Annotated in this window: 16 protein-coding genes and 1 pseudogene; 6 read left to right on the forward strand and 11 right to left on the reverse strand. The window is 73.4% G+C overall.

Going from position 1 to position 19119, the window contains the following annotated elements; all coding sequences use genetic code 11:
• On the reverse strand, positions 1-3288 hold the full coding sequence (gene lysX / locus ABD236_RS14895) for a bifunctional lysylphosphatidylglycerol synthetase/lysine--tRNA ligase LysX (RefSeq protein ID WP_344074113.1): 3288 nt from the start codon (positions 3286-3288) through the stop codon (positions 1-3).
• A gap of 73 nt (positions 3289-3361) precedes the next feature.
• Here lysX and ABD236_RS14900 point away from each other — a divergent pair, with 73 nt between their 5' ends.
• Positions 3362-3811 carry a universal stress protein gene (locus ABD236_RS14900; protein ID WP_344074114.1) on the forward strand — a complete coding sequence of 150 codons (450 nt, stop codon included), beginning with the start codon at positions 3362-3364 and terminating at the stop codon, positions 3809-3811.
• A 455-nt stretch (positions 3812-4266) separates the two neighbouring features.
• On the opposite strand, the gene ABD236_RS14905 is transcribed toward ABD236_RS14900, so the two are convergent.
• Positions 4267-5478, reverse strand: a complete 1212-nt coding sequence (locus ABD236_RS14905) for a CapA family protein (RefSeq protein ID WP_344074115.1) — start codon at positions 5476-5478, stop codon at positions 4267-4269.
• A 254-nt stretch (positions 5479-5732) separates the two neighbouring features.
• On the opposite strand from ABD236_RS14905, the gene ABD236_RS14910 reads away from it, so the two are divergent.
• Positions 5733-6362, forward strand: coding sequence for a sigma-70 family RNA polymerase sigma factor (locus ABD236_RS14910; protein ID WP_344074116.1), 630 nt, complete (start codon positions 5733-5735; stop codon positions 6360-6362).
• On the opposite strand, the gene ABD236_RS14915 is transcribed toward ABD236_RS14910, so the two are convergent.
• Positions 6281-6469, reverse strand: coding sequence for a zf-HC2 domain-containing protein (locus ABD236_RS14915; protein ID WP_344074117.1), 189 nt, complete (start codon positions 6467-6469; stop codon positions 6281-6283). The two genes, ABD236_RS14910 and ABD236_RS14915, sit on opposite strands and share 82 nt — an antisense overlap.
• Positions 6470-6590: 121 nt before the next feature.
• Between ABD236_RS14915 and ABD236_RS14920 the strand changes: the two genes are divergently transcribed.
• Positions 6591-7082 (forward strand): hypothetical protein, encoded by a 492-nt coding sequence (locus tag ABD236_RS14920; protein ID WP_344074118.1) that lies wholly within the window; start codon positions 6591-6593, stop codon positions 7080-7082.
• A 29-nt stretch (positions 7083-7111) separates the two neighbouring features.
• Here the strand turns inward: ABD236_RS14920 and ABD236_RS14925 are convergent, their stop codons facing one another.
• Positions 7112-7858 carry a LytR/AlgR family response regulator transcription factor gene (locus ABD236_RS14925; RefSeq protein ID WP_344074119.1) on the reverse strand — a complete coding sequence of 249 codons (747 nt, stop codon included), beginning with the start codon at positions 7856-7858 and terminating at the stop codon, positions 7112-7114.
• 86 nt (positions 7859-7944) lie between these two features.
• On the opposite strand from ABD236_RS14925, the gene ABD236_RS14930 reads away from it, so the two are divergent.
• On the forward strand, positions 7945-8592 hold the full coding sequence (locus tag ABD236_RS14930; protein ID WP_344074120.1) for a zf-HC2 domain-containing protein: 648 nt from the start codon (positions 7945-7947) through the stop codon (positions 8590-8592).
• Between the two features lie 21 nt (positions 8593-8613).
• On the opposite strand, the gene ABD236_RS14935 is transcribed toward ABD236_RS14930, so the two are convergent.
• From ABD236_RS14935 to ABD236_RS14950, 4 genes are all read right to left on the reverse strand, one after another.
• A complete protein-coding gene (locus ABD236_RS14935; protein WP_344074121.1) occupies positions 8614-9474 on the reverse strand; it encodes an Fpg/Nei family DNA glycosylase in 861 nt (286 codons plus the stop codon).
• Between the two features lie 78 nt (positions 9475-9552).
• A complete protein-coding gene (locus ABD236_RS14940; RefSeq protein WP_344074122.1) occupies positions 9553-11604 on the reverse strand; it encodes a SpoIIE family protein phosphatase in 2052 nt (683 codons plus the stop codon).
• 36 nt (positions 11605-11640) lie between these two features.
• Positions 11641-12849 carry a DUF6777 domain-containing protein gene (locus ABD236_RS14945; RefSeq protein ID WP_344074123.1) on the reverse strand — a complete coding sequence of 403 codons (1209 nt, stop codon included), beginning with the start codon at positions 12847-12849 and terminating at the stop codon, positions 11641-11643.
• A gap of 221 nt (positions 12850-13070) precedes the next feature.
• Complete coding sequence (locus ABD236_RS14950) at positions 13071-13241, reverse strand: hypothetical protein (RefSeq protein WP_344074124.1); 171 nt, start codon at positions 13239-13241, stop codon at positions 13071-13073.
• A 344-nt stretch (positions 13242-13585) separates the two neighbouring features.
• Here ABD236_RS14950 and ABD236_RS14955 point away from each other — a divergent pair, with 344 nt between their 5' ends.
• Positions 13586-14155 (forward strand): inositol oxygenase family protein, encoded by a 570-nt coding sequence (locus ABD236_RS14955; protein WP_344074125.1) that lies wholly within the window; start codon positions 13586-13588, stop codon positions 14153-14155.
• Between the two features lie 73 nt (positions 14156-14228).
• Here the strand turns inward: ABD236_RS14955 and ABD236_RS14960 are convergent, their stop codons facing one another.
• Complete coding sequence (locus tag ABD236_RS14960) at positions 14229-15755, reverse strand: SDR family NAD(P)-dependent oxidoreductase (RefSeq protein WP_344074126.1); 1527 nt, start codon at positions 15753-15755, stop codon at positions 14229-14231.
• 117 nt (positions 15756-15872) lie between these two features.
• Positions 15873-16568 (reverse strand): (2Fe-2S)-binding protein, encoded by a 696-nt coding sequence (locus ABD236_RS14965; RefSeq protein WP_344074127.1) that lies wholly within the window; start codon positions 16566-16568, stop codon positions 15873-15875.
• A 282-nt stretch (positions 16569-16850) separates the two neighbouring features.
• Between ABD236_RS14965 and ABD236_RS14970 the strand changes: the two are divergent.
• A pseudogene (locus ABD236_RS14970) lies at positions 16851-17759 on the forward strand (DMT family transporter); the annotation flags it as partial.
• Here ABD236_RS14970 and ABD236_RS14975 read toward each other — a convergent pair.
• Positions 17756-18973, reverse strand: coding sequence for a transglycosylase family protein (locus ABD236_RS14975; RefSeq protein ID WP_344074128.1), 1218 nt, complete (start codon positions 18971-18973; stop codon positions 17756-17758). The pseudogene ABD236_RS14970 and the gene ABD236_RS14975 sit on opposite strands and share 4 nt — an antisense overlap.
• Between the last annotated feature and the right edge of the window lie 146 nt (positions 18974-19119).

Raw genomic sequence — 19119 nt, forward strand, 5'->3', positions numbered from 1 at the left:
TCAGTGGCGGCGCACCAGCGGGAACGGCAGTGTCTCACGGATCGTCAGACCGGTGAGGAACATGACCAGCCGGTCCACCCCGATGCCCAGCCCGCCGGTGGGCGGCATGGCGTACTCCAGCGCGTCCAGGAACTCCTCGTCGAGCTCCATCGCCTCCGGGTCGCCGCCCGCCGCCAGCAGCGACTGCGCGGTGAGCCGCCGGCGCTGCTCCACCGGGTCGGTCAACTCTGAATAAGCGGTGCCCAGTTCGGTGCCGAACGCCACCAGGTCCCAGCGCTCGGCCAGCCGGGGGTCACGGCGGTGCTGGCGGGTGAGCGGGGAGACGTCGGTGGGGAAGTCCTTGTAGAAGGTGGGCAGCTGGGTCCGCTCCTCGACCAGCCGCTCGTACATCTCCAGGGCCACGTCGCCCCGGCTGTTCTCGGGGGTGTGCGGGACCCCCGCCTTGTCGCACAGCCGGCGCAGCTCGCGCTCGTCGGTGTCGGCGCCGACCTCCTCGCCCAGCGCCTCGGAGAGCGCCCCGTACAGCGTCTTCACCGGCCAGGGGCCGGAGATGTCGTGCTCCACCAGCCGCCCGTCGGGCCCGGCCTTGCGGGCCACCGGCGCGCCGAACGCGGCGGTCGCCGCGCCCTGGATGAGCTCGCGGGTCAGATCGAGCATCACGTCGTAGTCGGCGAAGGCCTGGTAGGCCTCCAGCATCGTGAACTCGGGGTTGTGCTTGTACGAGACGCCCTCGTTGCGGAAGGTGCGGCCCATCTCGAAGACCTTCTCGACGCCGCCGACGCACAGCCGCTTGAGATACAGCTCGGGGGCGATGCGCAGATACAGGTCCAGGTCGTAGGCGTTGATGTGGGTGGTGAAGGGGCGGGCGTTGGCGCCGCCGTGGATCTGCTGGAGCATCGGGGTCTCGACCTCCAGATAGCCCCGGTCGAGCAGGCCCTGGCGCAGCGCCTGTACGGCGGTGGAGCGCGCCCGTACGACCTCACGGGCCTCGGGCCGGGCCACCAGGTCGAGGTAGCGGCGGCGCACCCGCGCCTCGGGGTCGGCCAGCCCGAGCCGTTTGTCGGGCAGCGGGCGCAGGCACTTCCCGGTCATCTGCCAGCCGGTCACGAACAGCGAGTACTCGCCCTTGGCCGTGGTGCCGGTGGTGCCCGTGGCGCTGATGTGGTCGCCGAGGTCGACATCGCGGGTGAAGTGGTCGAGCACCTCGGCGCCGGTGCCGTCCCGGGTGAGGGCGAGCTGGAGGTCGCCGGACCAGTCGCGCAGCACCACGAAGACGACCCCGCCGAAGTCGCGCACGGCGAGCACCCGCCCGGCCACCGTCGCGGCCGTCCCCGCACCGCTGGCCCGCAGCTCGGCCAGGGTGTGCGTACGGGAGGGGATGACCACCGGATACGGTTCGGCGCCCTCGGCGCGCAGCCGCTCCAGCTTGCGGTGGCGCACCCGCACCTGCTCGGGCAGCCGCCGCTCCCCCGCCCGCTCGACGTCCGCCCCGGCCAGCCCCAGCGCCTCGATGGACGGCAGCCCCTCGGTGGTGACGGGGCTGGTGACGCCCCTGGGGTGCCCCTTGCCCCACAGCTTGCGCAGGCTGGGTACGGAGACGAAGCCCTCCGCGATGCCGGAGGCGAGGCCCACGCGGGCGAGCGAGCCCGCGTCCCCGTAGCAGAGGAAGCGCGGGAACCACTGCGGCTGGTACTTCACGTTCGAGCGGTAGAGCGCCTCCAGCTGCCACCACTTGGAGAAGAACAGCAGCAGCCTGCGCCACAGCCGCAGCACCGGGCCCGCGCCGATCCTGGCGCCCTCCTCGAAGGCCGAGCGGAACACCGCGAAGTTGAGCGAGATCCGCCGGATGCCGAGCTTCGGGGCGTACGCGCAGAGCTCGGCCACCATGAACTCCATGACGCCGTTGGGCGCGCTGCGGTCGCGCCGCATCAGGTCGAGCGAGATGCCGTCCGGGCCCCAGGGCACGAACGAGAGCAGCGCGATGAGCCTGCCCTCGGCGTCGAAGGCCTCCACCAGCAGGCAGTCCCCGTCGGCCGGGTCGCCGAGCCGGTCCAGGGCCATGGAGAAGCCGCGTTCGGTCTCGGTGTCGCGCCAGGCGTCGGCCCGGTCGACGATCTGCCCCATCTCCTCGTCGGTGAGCGCCGAGTGGCGCCGGATCCGGGTGGTGGCGCCGGTCCGGGCGACGCGGCGCACGGCCTGCCGGGTCACCCGCATCTCACGGCCGTCCAGGTCGAACCGGGCCACGTGCAGGATGGCCTCGTCGCCCAGCTGCATGGCGTTCAGCCCGTGCCGGGCGTAGACGGTGGCGCCCTCCTCGGAGGCGCCCATCACGGCGGGCGCCCAGGCGTACTTCCTGGCCACGTCCAGCCAGGCGGCGATGGCGGGCCCCCACGCCTCGGGGTCGCCCACCGGGTCGCCGCTGGCCAGGGCGACGCCGGCCTCCACCCGGTAGGTGACGGCCGCCTTGCCGCTCGGCGAGAAGACGACCGCCTTGTCGCGGCGGGTGGCGAAGTAGCCGAGCGAGTCGTCGCGGCCGTAGGAGCGCAGCAGGGCCCGGATACGGGGCTCCTCGTCGCCGTGCAGCGCGGCTTCCATGCGCTGCGAGCGGAAGAGCGTGGTGGCCGCGCTGAGCAGCGCGATCGCGCCGAACAGTCCGAGGAAGAAGTAGAGCGGGCGGGGCGGGCGGCCGTCGAACTGGCCGCCGGAGGCGAGGCCGCCGAGCACCCGGTTGGTGGCCCACAGCAGCCGCTGGCCGCGCGGGAGCGTGCCGGGGAAGATCTCCACCAGCGCCCAGCCGGCCAGGACGCCCGCGCCCAGTCCCAGGAGCAGCACCAGCAGCGCCCGGTGGACGGCGCCGCGCCGGGTCTCGGCGTAGAACTCGCGGCGCGCCAGGATCAGCACCAGCAGCGCGGCCCCGCACACCACGCCGTTGGCGGCCCACACCCACTCGGTGACGGCGACGAGCAGCACGTCGGCGAGGAAGAGCAGCCCGAGGTAGCCGACCACCAGCCACCAGGCGACCTTCTTGCGGGCGCCGATGGCGGCGGCGAGCAGCAGCAGGAAGACGGCGTAGGCGAGGTTGGCGCTGACGGGGACGGTCACCCGGTCGAGGAACCAGGAGAACGGCTGGAGCAGCCGGCGCAGCACGGGCACCAGCGAGATGACCCCGCAGTACAGCCCGAGCCCGCCGAAGAACATCGCGAAGGCCTCCGGCACCCGGCTCAGGAACCGGGACCGCGCGGGCGCCCGGTTCCGTGCCGGTATGGGCGTCTCCTCGCTGACACTCATGCCTTGCACTCTAGGGAGCGGCACGGCGGGGCGCCTGTCGGACGCGCCTCGGCGGGGGGCTAGCCTCGTTCGTGTGACAGCACCATTCGAACGTGGTACGGACGGTCCGAAGGTCATCGTCGTCGGGGTGGACGGCTCCGATTCCTCGCTGCGCGCGGCGGCGTACGCGAGCGGGCTGGCGCGGCGCCAGAACGCGCTCCTCGCGGTGGTGTACGTCCAGCCGTTGGTGCCCGCGGGCGCCGCGATGGGGGCGCCGGTCGCCGACACCACCGGGGAGATCGCCGAGAGCCTCGCCGAGGAGATCCGGGCGGCGGCGGAGCGGGTGCGGGACCTGTGGACGGTGCGCTGGGAGTTCCACACGCTGCGGGGCGACGCGTACGGGGGCCTTGTGGCGGCGGCGGACGAGCTCAAGGCGGACGCGGTGGTGGTGGGTGCGTCGGAGTCGGCGGGCCACCGCATCGTGGGCTCGGTGGCGGTCCGCCTGGTGAAGTCCGGCCGCTGGCCGGTAACGGTGGTGCCGTAGCGTTGCGCCCGGCCTTCGTCTGCGGCTGTGTGGGTGGCTGATCGCGCAGTTCCCCGCGCCCCTTTTGTGCCCGGTCTTCGTCTGCGGCTGAGTGGGCGGCTGGCCGCGCAGTTCCCCGCGCCCCTAAACCCGTGTTCGGCTGCGGGTCGTGGTGGGCTGGCCGCGCAGTTCCCCGCGCCCCTAGGGGGTCGGCCGCAGCCGGAGAACCCAGCTCAGCCACAGGCCTTTAGGGGCGCGGGGAACTGCGCGAGAAGCGGCCACGACCCGCAGACGAACGAGGGTTTTCAGGGGCGCGGGGAACTGCGCGAGAAGAGGCCACGGTCCGCAGACGAAAGAGGGTTTGGGGGCGCGGGGAACTGCGCGAGCAACCCGCCACCGACCCGCAGACGAAGACCGGGCCCAAAAAGGGCCGCGGGGAACTGCGCGAGCAACCCGCCACCGGCCCGCAGGCGAAGTCAGTGGGGGGCCATCTTCAGGCCGTCCCGGCCCGCCCCGCGCCCCAGCACCGCCTCCCGGATCTCCGCCTCGGCGCGCCGGTAGTCCTCCCGTTCCGGCGAGGCGCGAAGTGCCTCCGGCAGGGACACCACGCGACCGCGGTCGGGATCGACCCACTGGGGGATGAACTCCGCCCGGGTCACCTCCCAGCGCGCCCCGGCGCGCCCCGGCGGCGCGAACGTGAAGCGCGCGATCGAGCTCATGTTCCCGCGCGGATCCCGCTCACCGTTGTTGTTGAACATCTCCCCGGCGATCTGGTCGCCCTCGCCGTACACGATCCAGGTCCCGTTGACCTTCTCGTACGCCTGCGGGATGTGCGCATGCGTGCCCAGGATCAGGTCGATGTCCGGGCGCCCCCCGGTGCGGGCGGCGGTCAGGGCCTTGCCGAGCCGGAGCTGCTGCTCGTCGGGCTCGGTCTGCCACTCGGTGCCCCAGTGGAGGCTGACGACGACCACATCGGCCCCGGCCCGCCGGGCCGCGCGGGCGTCCGCGAGGATCTTCTCCTCGTCGATGAGGTGGACGGCCCAGGGCTGCCCGTCGGGCATCGGGTAGCCGTTGGTGTCGTACGTGTACGCCAGCTGGGCGACCCTCGCCCCGCCCGCCTCCAGGAGCGCCGGCGCGGCGGACTCCCCGGCCGTGCGGCCCGAACCGGTGTGCTTGAGGCCCACCTTGTCGAAGGCGCCCAGGGTCCGGGCGATCCCCTCGGCCCCGTCGTCGAGGCTGTGGTTGGAGGCGGTCGAGCAGGAGTCGTACCCGGCGTCCTTGAGCGCGGCGGCCACCTGCGGCGGCGACTTGAAGGCCGGATAGCCGGTGAAGGGCCCGCCGTCCGGCCCGTACACCGTCTCCATGTGGCAGATCGCCAGGTCCGCCCGCGAGATCACCGGCTTGACCCCGGCGAGCATCGGCCGGAAGTCGTAGCCGTCCCCGCTCGCGTCCGCCGCCGCGCGCTCGATGGTCGAGGAGTGCGGCAGGACGTCACCGGTGGCGACCAGCGTGAACGGGTGCGGGGCCGCCGTCGCGGAGCCGCCCGCGGGCGACGGCGTGCCGGGGCGCTCGGAGTCCTGGTGGTGGGGCAGGCGCGCGGGGGCGGGGTGCTCCGCCGCGCACCCGGCGCTCGCGGCGACGACGAGGGCCGCGACGGCCGCCGCCCGCCGGCTCGTTGTGCTGGTCATGGCAGCGGCTCCACGGGTCGGGTCCGGGACCCGGGTTCGAGGCCAGGGGCCGAAGCCGAGGTCCGGAATTGTCTGATGAATTATCAGATATCCATATAATGCCTAATTGACTCCTCCCCCAACCGTTCGGCGCACCATTCGCCGCTTCATTCGACCGTTCGTCGCATGTCGCGGTCCGGCGGCTGTCCCTTCGCCTGCGACTGCGCTCGGATACGGGCTGCGGCCTGCGGACTTCTCGGGAAGGGAGCACCACGGTGAGCACGGGATCCTCGGATGCGGCCCCACGGAGCGCGGCGCCGCCGCGGCGCTACACCCGCGAGCCCGACCTCGCGGCGCTCCAGCGCGAGCACGGCCCCGCCCTGATGCACTTCCTGCTGGGCCTCACCTACGGCGACCGCCAGCGCGCCGAGGACCTGCTCCAGGAGACGCTGGTACGGGCCTGGCAGCACCCGGAGGCGTTCGAGGGCCCGTACGCCTCGATGCGGCCGTGGCTGTTCACCGTCGGGCGGCGCCTCGCGATCGACGCCCGCAGGAGCCGGCAGGCGCGGCCGGTCGAGGTCCACGACGCCGTGCTGGACGCGCGCGTGGAGGCGCAGGACGACCACGCCGAGCGCTCGGCGGCGGCGCTGGACGTACGGGACGCGGTGCGCACATTGAGCCCCGAGCACCGCACGGTGCTGACGCAGATCTACTTCCGGGGACTGAGCGTGGCCGAGGCGGCCGACGTCCTGGGGGTGCCGTGCGGCACCGTCAAGTCCCGTTCGTACTATGCTCTGCGGGCCCTGGCGCGGGTCCTGCCGGGCTACTCGTCCGGCGGCCCGTCCGCCAGGTCCTCCTCGGAGAGCAGGGCCAGCAGCGAGGGTGTCTCCGCCACCTCCAGATAGGCCGCCCGGCAGCCGGGGCAGCTGCGCAGATGGCCGGCGACCCGGCGGTCCTCGTCCGGTGCGAGGGCGCCGAGGACGTACGCGCCGAGCAGCTGCCGCACATGCATGGGCACCTCGTGTGGGACGACGGATCCTGCCCTTCTGGCCACGGCGGGCGCGCGCCCCCGGTTCAATGCTCCCTGGAGCTCCCTGGAGCGCCTGGACAGTCGATGAAAGAGGCGAGAAGGAATGCGTCCGGAGGGTACGAACGGGACCAGTGGTGGCGAGCTGCTGGTACCGATGGCTTGGATGTACGCGGAGTACATCGCCGACGAATTACTGCGCACCGGCGATCTGATGCCGCCGACCACGCTCGAGTTCAGGGCCGGACGCGACGCCTTGGCGTTGACGATCTTCCTGTCGGACGGCGCGGTCGGCGGCGCGCGGGTGGTGGCGCGGCTCGACGAGTGGAGTTCGCTGACCGCGGCCGGCCGGCCGTGGCACAGCTGGGTCCGCGAGCGCCTGGAGGAGCGGGAGGCGGCGGAGTCCGGCCCCGATCTGGCGCTGGCGCGGGACGCGTGGCAGTGGCTCCAGGAGACCGAGCTGCTGGCCGCGGACCTGGACGCGGTGGTGCCGGGCGGGGTCGACCCGCGTGCCGAGGCCGAGGACGAGCCGCGGGTGTGGACCCCGGCGTGGGAACTCGGCCTGCCGCTCGGGCATCTGGCGATCCATCTGTTCTGACGCGCCGCCGGGGGGGCACCGGCAGGGCGTCAGCGGCCGCCGCGACGCAGCAGGTGGTCGCGGAGGGTACGGGTGTGGCGGCGGCTGACGGGGAGCTCGGCCCCGCTGATACGGACGGTCATGCTGCCCGCGTCCAGCCGCAGTTCGTCGATCCTGGCGAGCGCCACGAGGTGGCTGCGGTGGATGCGGACGAACCCGTGCGCGCGCCAGCGGTCCTCCAGCGTGGACAGCGGCACGCGCACGAGATGGCTGCCGGAGTCGGTGTGCAGCCGGGCGTAGTCGCCCTGCGCCTCGGCGTACGCGATGTCGGCGACGGCCAGGAACCGGGTGACGCCGCCGAGCTCCACGGGTATGTGGTCGGCCGCCGCGCCGGGGCCGGTGCGCTCCCCGGCCAGCTCGGCCACCCGGCGCACCGCCTCGGCCAGCCGTTCGCGGCGGACGGGCTTGAGCACGTAGTCGACCGCCTTCAGGTCGAACGCCTGCACGGCGAAGCCCTCGTGGGCGGTGACGAAGACGATCAGCGGCGGCCGGGCGAACCCGGCCAGCAGCCGGGCGATGTCGAGTCCGGTGAGCCCCGCCATGTGGATGTCGAGGAAGACGACGTCCACGCCCTGGTCGTCGGCGGGCCCGGCGTCGAGCGCGCCGCTGATCAGGCGCAGCGCATCGGTGGCCCCGGTGGCGCCCTCGGCGCTGCGGATCCTCGGGTCGGAGCGCAGGAGGTACAGGAGCTCTTCGAGGGCGGGGGCTTCGTCGTCGACCGCCAGTACGCGCAGCATGCGCCCGGATTGTAGGTGGGCCGGCTGCTCGCTGTCCCTTCGCGTGTGACTTGAGTGATTGGGCCGCCGTCTGCGTACCAGACGGCATGAGGCCGCTGGAACTCCACCGGGACATCGGGGCGTACGCGCTCGGGGTCCTCGGTGCCGCCGACACCTTCCGCTTCGAGGAGCACCTGGCGGGCTGTGCGCACTGCGCACGCCTGCTGGAGGAGCTCGGGAGCGTGGAGGCGCTGCTCGCCGCGTACGTCCGCTGGACCCCGCCCGGGGTGGAGCCGGTCGCGGTGCCCTCGCCCGCGCTGCTGCACTCGGCGCTGGGGGTGGTGGGCGGCCGGCTGCGGGCGCGCCGCAGGCGGCGGCTCGGGCTGCTGGTGGCCGCGGCGGCGCTGGTGGTGGGGGCGCCGTTCGGGGCGCTGGCGCTGCTGACGGAGCCGGCCGCGCCGCACTGGGCGGCGACCGCGTCGGCTCCCGGGGTGACGGCGACGCTGGCGGCGGCCCCCGCCGGGTTCGGCACCGACGTGGGCCTCGACGTGGGCGGGGTGCGCGGCCCGGCGGTGTGCACGCTGGTCGCGGTGGGGCGCGGCGGTGAGGAGAACACGGTGGCGACCTGGGCGGTACGGGACGGGGCGCAGGTGACGATGCGGGGGGCGGCGGCGCTGGCGCCCTCGGACATCTCCCGCTTCGAGGTGCGCACCCAGGACGGGGCCCGGCTCGCCACGCTGACCAGGTCGGGCTGAGCACGGCTGCCTCGGGGGCGGCTACTTGAGGAGCTTGGACATCCTGCGGTCGGCGAGGATCTTGCCGCCGGTCTGGCAGGTGGCGCAGTACTGGAGCGAGGAGTCCGCGAAGGAGACCTCACGGACGGTGTCGCCGCACACCGGGCAGGGCTCGCCGGTGCGGCCGTGGACCCGCATCCCGCTCTTCTTCTCCGCCTTGAGGCGGCCCGCCGCGACGCCGTGCGAGCGCTCCACCGCGTCGGTGAGGGTGGCGCGGACCGCCTCGTAGAGGGTGGTGATCTCCTCCTCGGTGAGCCGGTCCACCGCCTTGAACGGGGACATCCGCGCCACATGGAGGATCTCGTCGCTGTAGGCGTTGCCGATCCCGGCGATCAGCGACTGGTCGCGCAGGGCGCCCTTGAGCTGGCGCCGCTCCCCCGCGAGCAGCCCGGCGAGCCGGTCGCGGTCGAAGTCGGGGGCGAGCGGGTCGGGCCCGAGCCGGGCGATGCCGGGCACCTCCCCCGGGTCGCGCACCAGATAGGCGGCGAGGCTCTTGCGGGTGCCCGCCTCGGTCAGGTCGAACCCGGCGCCGCCCTCCAGCGCGACCCGCAGCGCCAGCGGCCCCTTGCCGGGGCGCGGGGGCCCGGCGGGCAGCTCGTCGTGCCAGCGCAGCCAGCCGGCCCGGGCCAGATGGACCGCCAGATGGAGCCCGTCGGCGTCGATGTCCAGGAACTTGCCGTACCGCCCCACTCCCGTGACCGTCCGCCCGTCGAGCGCGCTCAGCGGCGGGTCGTACGTCTTGAGGACGCTGATCGCGACGGGCTGGGCGCGGGCGATCCGGTGGCCGACGAGATGGGTGGCGAGGAACTCACGGAGCGCTTCGACTTCGGGCAATTCCGGCATACCTCACAGAGTAACCGGGCGGACGACAGCATTCCGGTCGTGCTCCCGCCCCTGCCGGGGGCCGGACGGGAGCCGGTCTCACATCTCGGCCGAGGCGCCGCGTTCCGGGACGACGAACTCGCACCAGACGCACTTGCCGCTGCCCCTCGACTCCACGCCCCACACGTCGGCGAGCCGGTCCACCAGCATCAGCCCGCGCCCCGACACCCCCGAGTCACCCGCCTCGCGGCGGCGCGGCAGCGCGCTGGAGCGGTCCTCGACCTCGACGCGCAGCCGCCGCTGGGGCCCGGCCAGCACCCGTACGGTCACGATGGCGCCGCCGTCGGTGTGCATCAGCGCGTTGGTGATCAGCTCGTCGGCGGCCAGCTCGATCTCGTCGGCCCGCTCCCGGGCGCCCCAGGCCCGTACCGCCGCCCGGATCATATGGCGCGAGGAGCTCAGCGCCTCCGGGTCGTTCTGCGCCACGTGCTGCTGGAGCCGGCCGCCGCTCTGCGGGGCCTCCAGGGCGCGGCGGCGCAGGAGCAGCAGCGCCACGTCGTCGTCGCCCGCCCGGTCGTCGACCACGTCGCACAGCCGGTCCGCGAGCTCCTGGAGGTCGCCGGGCCCCGAGCGCACCAGTGAGGCGAGCAGCTGCATCCCGTCGTCGAGGTCGGCGCCGGGCTGCTCGACCAGGCCGTCGGTGTAGAGCAGCAGGGTCTGGCCGGGGTCCAGCTCGACGGTGGAGACGGGGTATTCGAGCCGCCCGAACTCCGCCGACAGGCCCAGCGGAAGCCCGCCCTCCACCGGCAGTCTGCGGCAGCTGCCGTCGGTGTACCGCAGCAGCGGGTCGACGTGTCCGGCCCGCACCAGCTGGACGACTCCGGTCGACAGGTCGGCCTCGGCGTAGGTGCAGGTGGCGAACCGGTCGGTGTCCAGCTCGTGCAGGAACACCGAGGCGCGGGCCATCACGGTGGCCGGGGTGTGCCCCTCGGCGGCGTACGCGCGCAGCACGATCCGCAGCTGGCCCATCACGGCGGCGGCGTGCGTGTCATGGCCCTGGACGTCGCCGATGACCGCGCCGACCCGGCCGCCGGGCAGCGGGATGACGTCGTACCAGTCGCCGCCGATGTCCCGGCCGAACCGGGCCGAGCGGTAGCGCACCGCGAGCTGCGCGCCGGGCACCTCGGGGATGCGGCGCGGCAGCATGGCCTGCTGGAGCCCCTCGGCGAGGTCGTGCTCCTGCTCGTACAGCACGGCCCGCTGGAGGCTCTGCGCGATGGAACTGCCCAGCGCCACCAGGAGGTTGCGCTCATCGGTGGTGAACCCGGTCTTGTCGCTGTAGAGCAGGCCGAGCGCGCCGATCGGGCGGGCCTGGGCGATCAGCGGCAGATAGGCGGCGGCGGTGATACCGAGGCCGCTGATGTGCGGCCACAGGCGCGGGTAGGAGGCGGCGAAGTCGTCGGCGGTCTGGATGAACCGGGGCGCGAGCGTGCGCACGACCTCGCTCATCGGGTACTGCTCGTCGACCCGGGTCCAGCGGGTGCCGGGCACGAAGCTGTCCTCGGGGCCCTCGGCGACCAGGTGGATCCGGCCCGCCTCCAGGAGGCCCATCACCAGGCTGGTGGCGCCCAGGTGCTCCAGCCCGTGCGAGCCCTTGAGCACGTCGATGACGTCCTGGACGGTACGGGCGTGCGCGAGGGCGGCCGTGGTGCTGTCCACCACGCTGGTACGGCGCCGGTGGTCCTCGTCGTCGGCGGGCGGCCGGTCGGAGTACTCGGTGAGCTCCTGGGTGGCGTCCCGGACCACGCCGATGATGCGCCGCGGGCGGCCGCCGGCCGCGCGCACCACATAGCCCTGGGTGTGCGTCCAGCGCGCGGTGCCGTCGCGCAGCCGGACGCGGAAGTAGGCGCCGTAGTGGGTGCTGCCGTTCTTCAGCGCCTGCGAGACCAGCGCGTCGAGCCGGGCCGCCTCGGCGGGGGTGACCCGGCTGCCCAGCGTCTCGGGCCGGTCGTCGTACTCCTCGGGCGTCATGTCGAAGACGGCGAGCGCCGAGGCGTCCATGTGCATCTGCCCGCTGGTGAGGTCCCAGTCGAAGGTGCCCATGCGGTTGAGGGCGAGGCTGTGACCGGGGGTCGCGGGCCAGTCGTCCATCGTCACTCCGATCCTCGGTCCGATCGGGGGCGTCCGTCAGGGGATTCTGGCGTCCAGCGGCGGCTCGGTGTCGAAGTCGGAGGTGCCCGAGGACATCCCGCCGCCGCCGGACGGGTCCGGCGGGAAGACCGGCGGCGGCTCCGAGGGCAGCGTGGGCAGCTCGGTGGAGGGCGTCGGCACGATCTGCCGGCTGGGGGCCGTGGGGGGCTTGCTGGTCAGCTTGGGGCTCACGGTCACGGTGGCCGTCGGGCAGCCGGAGGGCGGGAGCGTGCTCGGCGCGTTGCCGCCGGGCGGGCCGGTCGGCGGCGACTGGGTCACCGTGACGGTCGGGGCCGGGCTCGGGCAGTTGACGCTCGGCGAGGTGCTGTTGGTGGACGGCGCGGACTGGCTCGGCGAGATGCCCGCGGTGGACTGGTCCGGGCTCACCGGCACGCTCGGCGAGTCGCTGACCACCGGCGCCGTCGGGTCGATCTGGATGTCGGGCCGCTCGCGGTCGTGCGTGCCGTGGTCGCCGGTCGGCCGCTCGATCCAGGTGTTGTTGACGACGTTCACGATGATCAGGCTGTTGATGACCGTGGTGGTGCGGTTGATGACGACGGTCCGCTGCGGCTGGTAGCCGGGCCACGACTGGCCCCGGGAGGCGGCACCCCGGGTGGCGACCGGCGGCTTGAGCGGGTTGCCGCAGGCGCAGCGCACCCGGGGCGAGCCGTGGTCGTCGACCAGGACGGCGGTACCGGCCTGGAGCACCGACTGGAAGGCCGTGGCGTGGCCGTCCTTGAAGCCGTGGTTGGTGACCCGGGTGTCGGCGCGCAGCACCACGGGGGTCAGCCCGCGCAGGAAGGAGGGCAGGTCGCCCGGGTTGATCCCGGCGGTCTCGGAGAACGCGCGCGCCTTGGCCCGGTCGGCGTCGAGGAAGCGGATCTGCTGCTCGACGTCGCAGCTCGCCACCGACTGGGTGCCGCCGTAGAGGCCGGGCGTGGAGCCCGAGACGGCCTTGATGGCCTGCACGGTCGCCGTGGGGCTGCTGGGCACGTTCGACGGCGGCTGGGAGGGCGTGAGCGGCTTGGCCGACTTGGCCGTCGACTCCGTGAACGGGTCGGGGCCGGACGCGGCGACCGGTTGCAGGAACAGCTCCTTCTGGTCGGAGGCGCTGCTGCCGTTGCTGTCACCGCCACAGGCCGCGACGAGCACTCCGAGGGACATGACGACTGCCGCCAGGGTGAACCGGCGCGGGGTCGAGCGCACGTAGATCTCCCACCTATTCGCCCCGAGTTATCCCTCATTGTCTGCCGGAGATCCACCGGTCCCGCAAGCCGACCGCCGCCGTACGGGAGGCTTAAGCCCGGGCGGCCGGACACACCTGTGCCCCCTGCCGGAACAGGGGGCACACAGGCGCAGGCACACGCACTCGGGGTCACGGCGGCCCGGCCGTCCGGTCGACGGCCGCCGCCCGACGGGCGCTCGGCTCAGTCGACGCCCGGCAGGATGTGCGGTTCGGCCAGGTCGTCCTCGTAACCGGCCAGCCGGATCGGGGCCGAACGGGCCCAGACCTCCAGGTTGCGGAGCTTCTCGGGCCGGCCCGGCCGGTCGCTGTGTTCGGGCGTCCGCTGTTCGCGTTCTGTCGTCTCTGGTGTCACCGCGCACTCCTCTGTGTCGCGTAACCCTGGGCGTACTGGCGGCTCCGGTCCCTTCCCGGTCGCCGGCCACCCAAGGGGGCAGGGGTCAGGGGCAGTTCTGACGCGGTGGCGCCGGCACTCTGTCGGAAGCTCGGCCCAGTGTGCGGGCCGGTCCCGGAACGGGCATCGAGGACTGGTCGATCCTTTGATGGCTTCCGTCGGGGTCAGAGTAACCAAATGAGCGGGCCCCCGCTCGATGGGGCCACTTCCTTTGCGTCAACTTTCCTTCGCCGCGCGTTCAGCACGGAGTTCATCCAGCCATGATCTGCTGGCCCGCGACGACCGCCACCCGGGGAGGAGTTCACATGGACCTGCCGAGCCGGCCTCGGTCCGTCGCGGAGCTGATGGACCTGCTGCACGCCTGCCGGGACGCCTGGGACACACCGGACCGCAGCGGCGATCCGGTCGATCTGCACGACCACGCGCTACAGACCGCCCATCTGCTGCGGCGCGCCCATCCGAGTGACAAGGAGCTCCAGGTCGCGGGGCTCGTCCACGACCTCGGGCATCTGCTCCGTCCGGGTGACGACGCCGGGCACGCGGACCGCGCGGCGGACGCGGTGCGCCCGCTGCTGGGGGCACGGGTGGCCACGCTGGTGCGGCTGCACGTTCCGGCCAAGCGCTATCTCGCGGCCGTCGAGCCCGACCGGACGCTGTCGCCGCAGAGCGAACGGACCCTGCGGGCGCAGGGCGGGGTGATGACGCCCGAGGAGGCGGACGCCTTCGCGCTCGACCCGGAGGCGGAGGCGGCGCTCACCCTGCGCCAGGCCGACGACGCCGGCAAGGTCGTGGGGCTCCACGCGGGCGTGATGGAGGACTGGCGGCCGGTCCTGGAGCTGGTGGCCGCCCGGCACGGCGGCACAGCGGACGCCTGACGCCCGACGCCCGACGCACCGGTGGCCGGGCTCCCGGGGGGAGTCCGGCCACCGTGCGCCTACCGGGTGCGGTCTACCACTTCCCGGGCGCGTAGTCCTTGAGGAAGACGCTGTGCAGGTCCTCGCCCGCCTCGCCGCGCACGATCGGGTCGTAGACGCGGGCGGCGCCGTCGACCAGGTCGAGCGGGGCGTGGAAGCCCTCCTCGGCGAGCCGCAGCTTGTCGTGGTGCGGGCGCTCGTCGGTGATCCAGCCGGTGTCGACCGAGGTCATCAGGATCTTGTCGGTCTCGAACATCTCCTGGCCGCTGGTCCGCGTGACCATGTTCATGGCGGCCTTGGCGGCGTTGGTGTTGGGGTGCCCCGCGCCCTTGTAGCCGCGGCTGAACACGCCCTCCATCGCGGAGACGTTCACCACGTACGCGCGGCCGTTCGGCGCCTTGCGGGCGGCCTCGGCCATCGCCGGGCGCAACATGCTGATCAGGATGAACGGCGCCGTGTAGTTGCACAGCTGGGTCTCGAGCAGCTCGACCGGGGAGATCTGGTCGATCGACTGCACCCAGGTGTTGGTGTCGACGACGTCCGGGAGCAGACCGCCCGCGTCGATGGCGGTGCCGTCGTGGTGCTTGGCGATGGTGGCGTTGCCCGCGACCAGCGCGAGGTCGGCGACCCGCTGGGCGTCGAGGCCGGAGGTGCCGAGCGGCAGCGCGGCCAGGCCGTCCACCGCGCCCGAGTTGAACGCGCCGATGACGTGGTGCGCGGGCAGCTCACCGGCGGGCAGCGGCGCGCCCTCGCCGTCGACCAGGGCGGCGTAGGCGGAGGGCAGCCGGCGCACGGTCTGGGTGGCGTTGTTGATCAGGATGTCCAGCGGGCCGCGCTCCGCGGTCTGCTCGGCCAGGGCGACCGCCTGCGCCGGGTCGCGCAGGTCGATGCCGACGACCTCCAGGCGGTGCATCCAGTCCGCCGAGTCCTCCATCGCCTTGAAGCGGCGGATGGCGTCCTTGGGGAAGCGGGTGGTGATGGTGGTGTGGGCGCCGTCGCGCAGCAGCCGCAGCGCGATGTACATGCCGATCTTCGCCCGGCCGCCGGTGAGCAGGGCGCGCTTGCCACTGAGGTCGGTGCGGGCCTCCCGGCGCATCCGGTTCTCGGCGGCGCAGCTCTGACAGAGCTGGTGGTAGAAGTAGTCGACCTCGACGTACCGCGCCTTGCAGATGTAGCAGGAGCGCGGGCGCTGGAGTATCCCCGCGATCTGGCCGGTGGGGGTCGCGGACGACGGCAGGATGCCCTCGGTCTCGTCGTCGATGCGCTCGGCGGAGCCGGTGGCGGTGGCCTCGGTGACGGCCCGGTCATGGGCGGTCTTGGCGGCCCTGCGCTCCTGGCGGCGGCGCTGCTTCACGGTCCGGTAGATCGCGGCGGTGGCGCGGCGCACGGCGATCGCGTCCGGGTGGTCGACCTCGATGCTGTCGAGCTCGTCCAGCACGCTGAGGCAGACGGCGAGGCGCTCCGGGTCGATGCCGGGACCGAACGCGACCTCGGGTTCACCGGGCTGCTGGCCGATGCCGGGACCGTACTCCTGGTCCTGGATGTCCTGTGTCACCGTCATCGCCGTCGCCGTTCCTCGGTCATGTGTGCGGTCTCGCCCGCGCGTGGAAGTCACCAAAAGCGCAATCGTACGGATCGAGGCCGCCGCACACCAAACCGCGAGCCGGTGAAGCGCCGGTCAGACGCGCACGGGCGGCCGGTCGAAGACGCAGTCGCCGCACAGCCCCGCGCCCGGGCAGCGGTAGTACAGGCAGCAGCTGCGGCGCCGGAAGGCCGGGCCGGGGAGCAGGGTGCCGGTGCCCGCCAGATCGGGGTGGGAGAAGAGCTCGGCGCCGAGCTCCAGCGCCCGCCGGGCCGCGTCGGGGCGGCCCTCGCGCAGGGCCCAGCGGTGCACCTCGCGCACGGCCCCGGCGAGCGCGGAGCCCGCGTTGCCCCACAGCAGCCCACGGGAGACGCGGGTGTCGCGCCGGAAGGCCTCGGCGAGCGGGACCAGGTGGGCGTCCTGGACGCTCTCGCGGATCTGCGCGGCGGTGCCGGGCAGCGCCCGCCGCCCTGCATCGAGCAGCAGGTCGTCGGGGGCACCGCGGCCGCCGTCCCAGGACAGCGCCTCGGGGTCGAGGTCGGGCAGTTCGCCGTGGAGCACGGCGGACCCGAGGGCGATCGACCAGAGGCGGGCGGCGAGTCCCAGGTGGGCGATGGAGGCGCCGGTACGGCGGTCGGGGGCGCTCAGGGCCGACGTGACGGCGTCGACCCGGGACTTCAGCGGGCCGCCCTCACCGCCGTACAACCGCGCCAGCGGGCGGTGGGCGCCGTCGGCCGGTCCGGTGCGCAGCTCGAAGAACCCGCCCACCGCGGCCAGCGCCGCCAGATCCACCGCTCGTCCCTTCGCTCGCGCCCGCACGGACAGGTGCGTGTCCGCGCCGGGATGGCCGTGATTCTTCCAGATTTTCGACCGAACTCACGTGCGACTACTACGCGACATCCCCCGTTCCGCTCCTGGCCGAAATGTTCCCCTCACACCCGCCCTCACCAGCAGTTGTGCCAAATGTCCGTTGTATGGACGACTTCTGGAGTAGCCACGTACTCCTATGGCAGTACGTGTCAATGCGGTCTCAAGGACGACGACGTAAGGCGATTCGCGAGAGATCGTGGATGCATGAGTGCCCTTGCCCTGTCCGTGCTGCTCTCCCTGGTCTCCGCCGTCGCCTACGCGGCCGCGGCGATCGTCCAGGAGCGCGTGGCCGCGGCCACCCCCGACAGCACCTACCTCCGCCAGGGCGCCTGGTGGGTCTCCGTGGCACTCAACGGTCTCGGCGCCCTGCTGCACGTGGTGGCACTCGCGTGCGGGCCGCTCACCCTCGTCCAGCCGCTGGGCGCGCTCACCATCGTCTTCGCGCTGCCGATGGCCGCCGTCTTCGTGCGCCGCAGGGCGGGCGCGGCGGCCTGGCGCGGCGCGGTCATGGCGACGGCCGGGCTCGCCGGACTGCTCGCCCTCACCACCGACGCGGACGCCGACTCGGTCGGCGGCGGGGACCGTCTGCTCCTCGCGGGCGCCACCTTCGGCGGGATGGCGGTGCTCTTCCTGGCCTCGCGCGCGATGCACCGGCCGGTGGTGCGCAGTGTGCTGCTCGCCGCCGCGGCCGGTGTCTCCTTCGGCATGGCGTCGGTCTTCACCAAGCTGGTGGCGGAGGACTGGGACGCGGGGCTCCAGCTCAGCGAGGTGCCCAGCCTGCTCGCCATCGCCGTGCTCGCCGCCGCCGGGCTGCTGCTCTCCCAGGCCTCCTACCGGGGCGCGGGCCTCGCGGCGCCGCTGGCGACCGTCACCGTGGTCAACCCGGTGGTCGCGGCGACCGTCGGACTCACCCTGTTCGGCGAGGAGTTCCGCTACGGGACGGCCGGCCTGGCCGTCGCGCTGGCCAGCGGTGTGGTGGCGGCGGGCGGGCTGATCCTGCTCACCACCGAGCGGATCGGCGAGACCTCCCGGCGCTCACGCACCGAGCGCAAGCAGACCCTGCCGGGGATCCCGGCGCCCGGTCAGAGCGCCGAGAGCGCCGAGTCCGGTCAGAGGCTGACGCCGCCCGCCCTGAGGTAGGCCAGCGGGTCGATGTCCGAGCCGTAGCCGGGGCCGGTGCGGATCTCGAAGTGCAGATGCGGCCCGGTGGCGTTGCCGGTGGAGCCGGAACGGCCGATCCGCTGGCCCGTGTTGACCTGCTGTCCGGCCCGTACGTTCACCGCCGAGAGATGGCCGTACTGGCTGTACCTGCCGTCGGCGTGCCGGATCACCACCTGGTAGCCGTAGCTGCCGCCCCAGCCCGCCTCGACGACCTTGCCGGTGGCCACGGCCCGTACCGAGGTCCCGGTCGAGACGGGGAAGTCGACGCCCGTGTGATAGCCGCTCGCCCAGGACGAACCGGCCTTGTGGTACGGCGTGCTGGGCCCGGCGTCGACGGGCGCGGTGAACCCGGACGTCTGGTGGACGACGGGCGTTCGGTGCGGCTGCTTGTGCGGGGCGGCGGGCTTCTTCGGCTGCGGCTTGGCGGGCTGCTTGTGCTGGGGGTGCTGCGGCTGCTGCGGCTTCGGGCGGGCCTTCGGCGGCGCCGCCGTGTCCGGCAGGGACAGCCGCTGGCCGGGCAAAATCAGATCGGGGTCGGGCCCCACGACCTTCCGGTTCTCCGTGTACAGCGTGTGCCAGCCGCCCCGGACGTGCTCGGTGTGGGCGATACGGGAGAGGGAGTCGCCGCGCACGACGGTGTAGCCCTCGCGCTTGCCGGGGACCTTGGTGGGGCTCGCCTGCGGCACCGCCTTCTCGACTACGCGCGCGTGGTGCTGCTGGGTCGCCTCGGTGGTGTGCGCGGTAGGGGCAGTGTGCTTGGTGTGGGCGGTGTGCGTGGTGTGGGCGGTGGTCCGGGTCAGGCCCGCCTCGCCCGAGCAGACCGGCCAGGCGCCCGGACCCTGGGCCTTCAGCACCTTCTCGGCTACGGCTATCTGCTCGCTCCTGGACGCCAGGTCGGCGCGCGGGGCGTACTGCCGGCCGCCGTAGGCCACCCATGTCGACTGGCTGAACTGGAGCCCGCCGTAGTAGCCGTTGCCGGTGTTGATCTTCCAGTTGTCGGTGGACTCGCAGGCCGCGACCTTGTCCCAGACGTCCAGGGAGGCGGCGTGCGCGGCGCCCGCGCCGATCAGCGGCAGGGCCATGCCCGCCCCGCCCGCCGTCACGGTCAGCGACGCCCGGTTGATACGGCTCGGCTGGTACCGCCGGTGCCGCCCGCGTACGGACATGGGTCCCCCTCGAACGCATCGGGAGCCGCCAAAGTAGGGGCTCTGAACGGACCGTGACAAGGGTGCGTACCCACCTTCGCGGGGAATGCGGGCCGAGTCGCGCCGCTTGCAGTTCTCCGTAGGGTGGACCGAGCAGCGCACTTCGA

It is taken from the genome of Streptomyces crystallinus, assembly GCF_039521265.1.
Taxonomy (GTDB): Bacteria; Actinomycetota; Actinomycetes; order Streptomycetales; family Streptomycetaceae; genus Streptomyces; species Streptomyces crystallinus.

What these genes read in the sequence shown, in the direction of transcription:
- ABD236_RS14935 (WP_344074121.1), bottom strand. Translation starts at nt 9,474, where the DNA reads ATGCCGGAATTGCCCGAAGTCGAAGCGCTCCGTGAGTTCCTCGCCACC.
- ABD236_RS14920 (WP_344074118.1), top strand. Translation starts at nt 6,591, where the DNA reads ATGCGTCCGGAGGGTACGAACGGGACCAGTGGTGGCGAGCTGCTGGTA.
- ABD236_RS14915 (WP_344074117.1), bottom strand. Translation starts at nt 6,469, where the DNA reads ATGCATGTGCGGCAGCTGCTCGGCGCGTACGTCCTCGGCGCCCTCGCA.
- ABD236_RS14960 (WP_344074126.1), bottom strand. Translation starts at nt 15,755, where the DNA reads ATGACGGTGACACAGGACATCCAGGACCAGGAGTACGGTCCCGGCATC.
- ABD236_RS14940 (WP_344074122.1), bottom strand. Translation starts at nt 11,604, where the DNA reads ATGGACGACTGGCCCGCGACCCCCGGTCACAGCCTCGCCCTCAACCGC.
- lysX (WP_344074113.1), bottom strand. Translation starts at nt 3,288, where the DNA reads ATGAGTGTCAGCGAGGAGACGCCCATACCGGCACGGAACCGGGCGCCC.
- ABD236_RS14930 (WP_344074120.1), top strand. Translation starts at nt 7,945, where the DNA reads ATGAGGCCGCTGGAACTCCACCGGGACATCGGGGCGTACGCGCTCGGG.
- ABD236_RS14975 (WP_344074128.1), bottom strand. Translation starts at nt 18,973, where the DNA reads ATGTCCGTACGCGGGCGGCACCGGCGGTACCAGCCGAGCCGTATCAAC.
- ABD236_RS14925 (WP_344074119.1), bottom strand. Translation starts at nt 7,858, where the DNA reads ATGCTGCGCGTACTGGCGGTCGACGACGAAGCCCCCGCCCTCGAAGAG.
- ABD236_RS14905 (WP_344074115.1), bottom strand. Translation starts at nt 5,478, where the DNA reads ATGACCAGCACAACGAGCCGGCGGGCGGCGGCCGTCGCGGCCCTCGTC.
- ABD236_RS14955 (WP_344074125.1), top strand. Translation starts at nt 13,586, where the DNA reads ATGGACCTGCCGAGCCGGCCTCGGTCCGTCGCGGAGCTGATGGACCTG.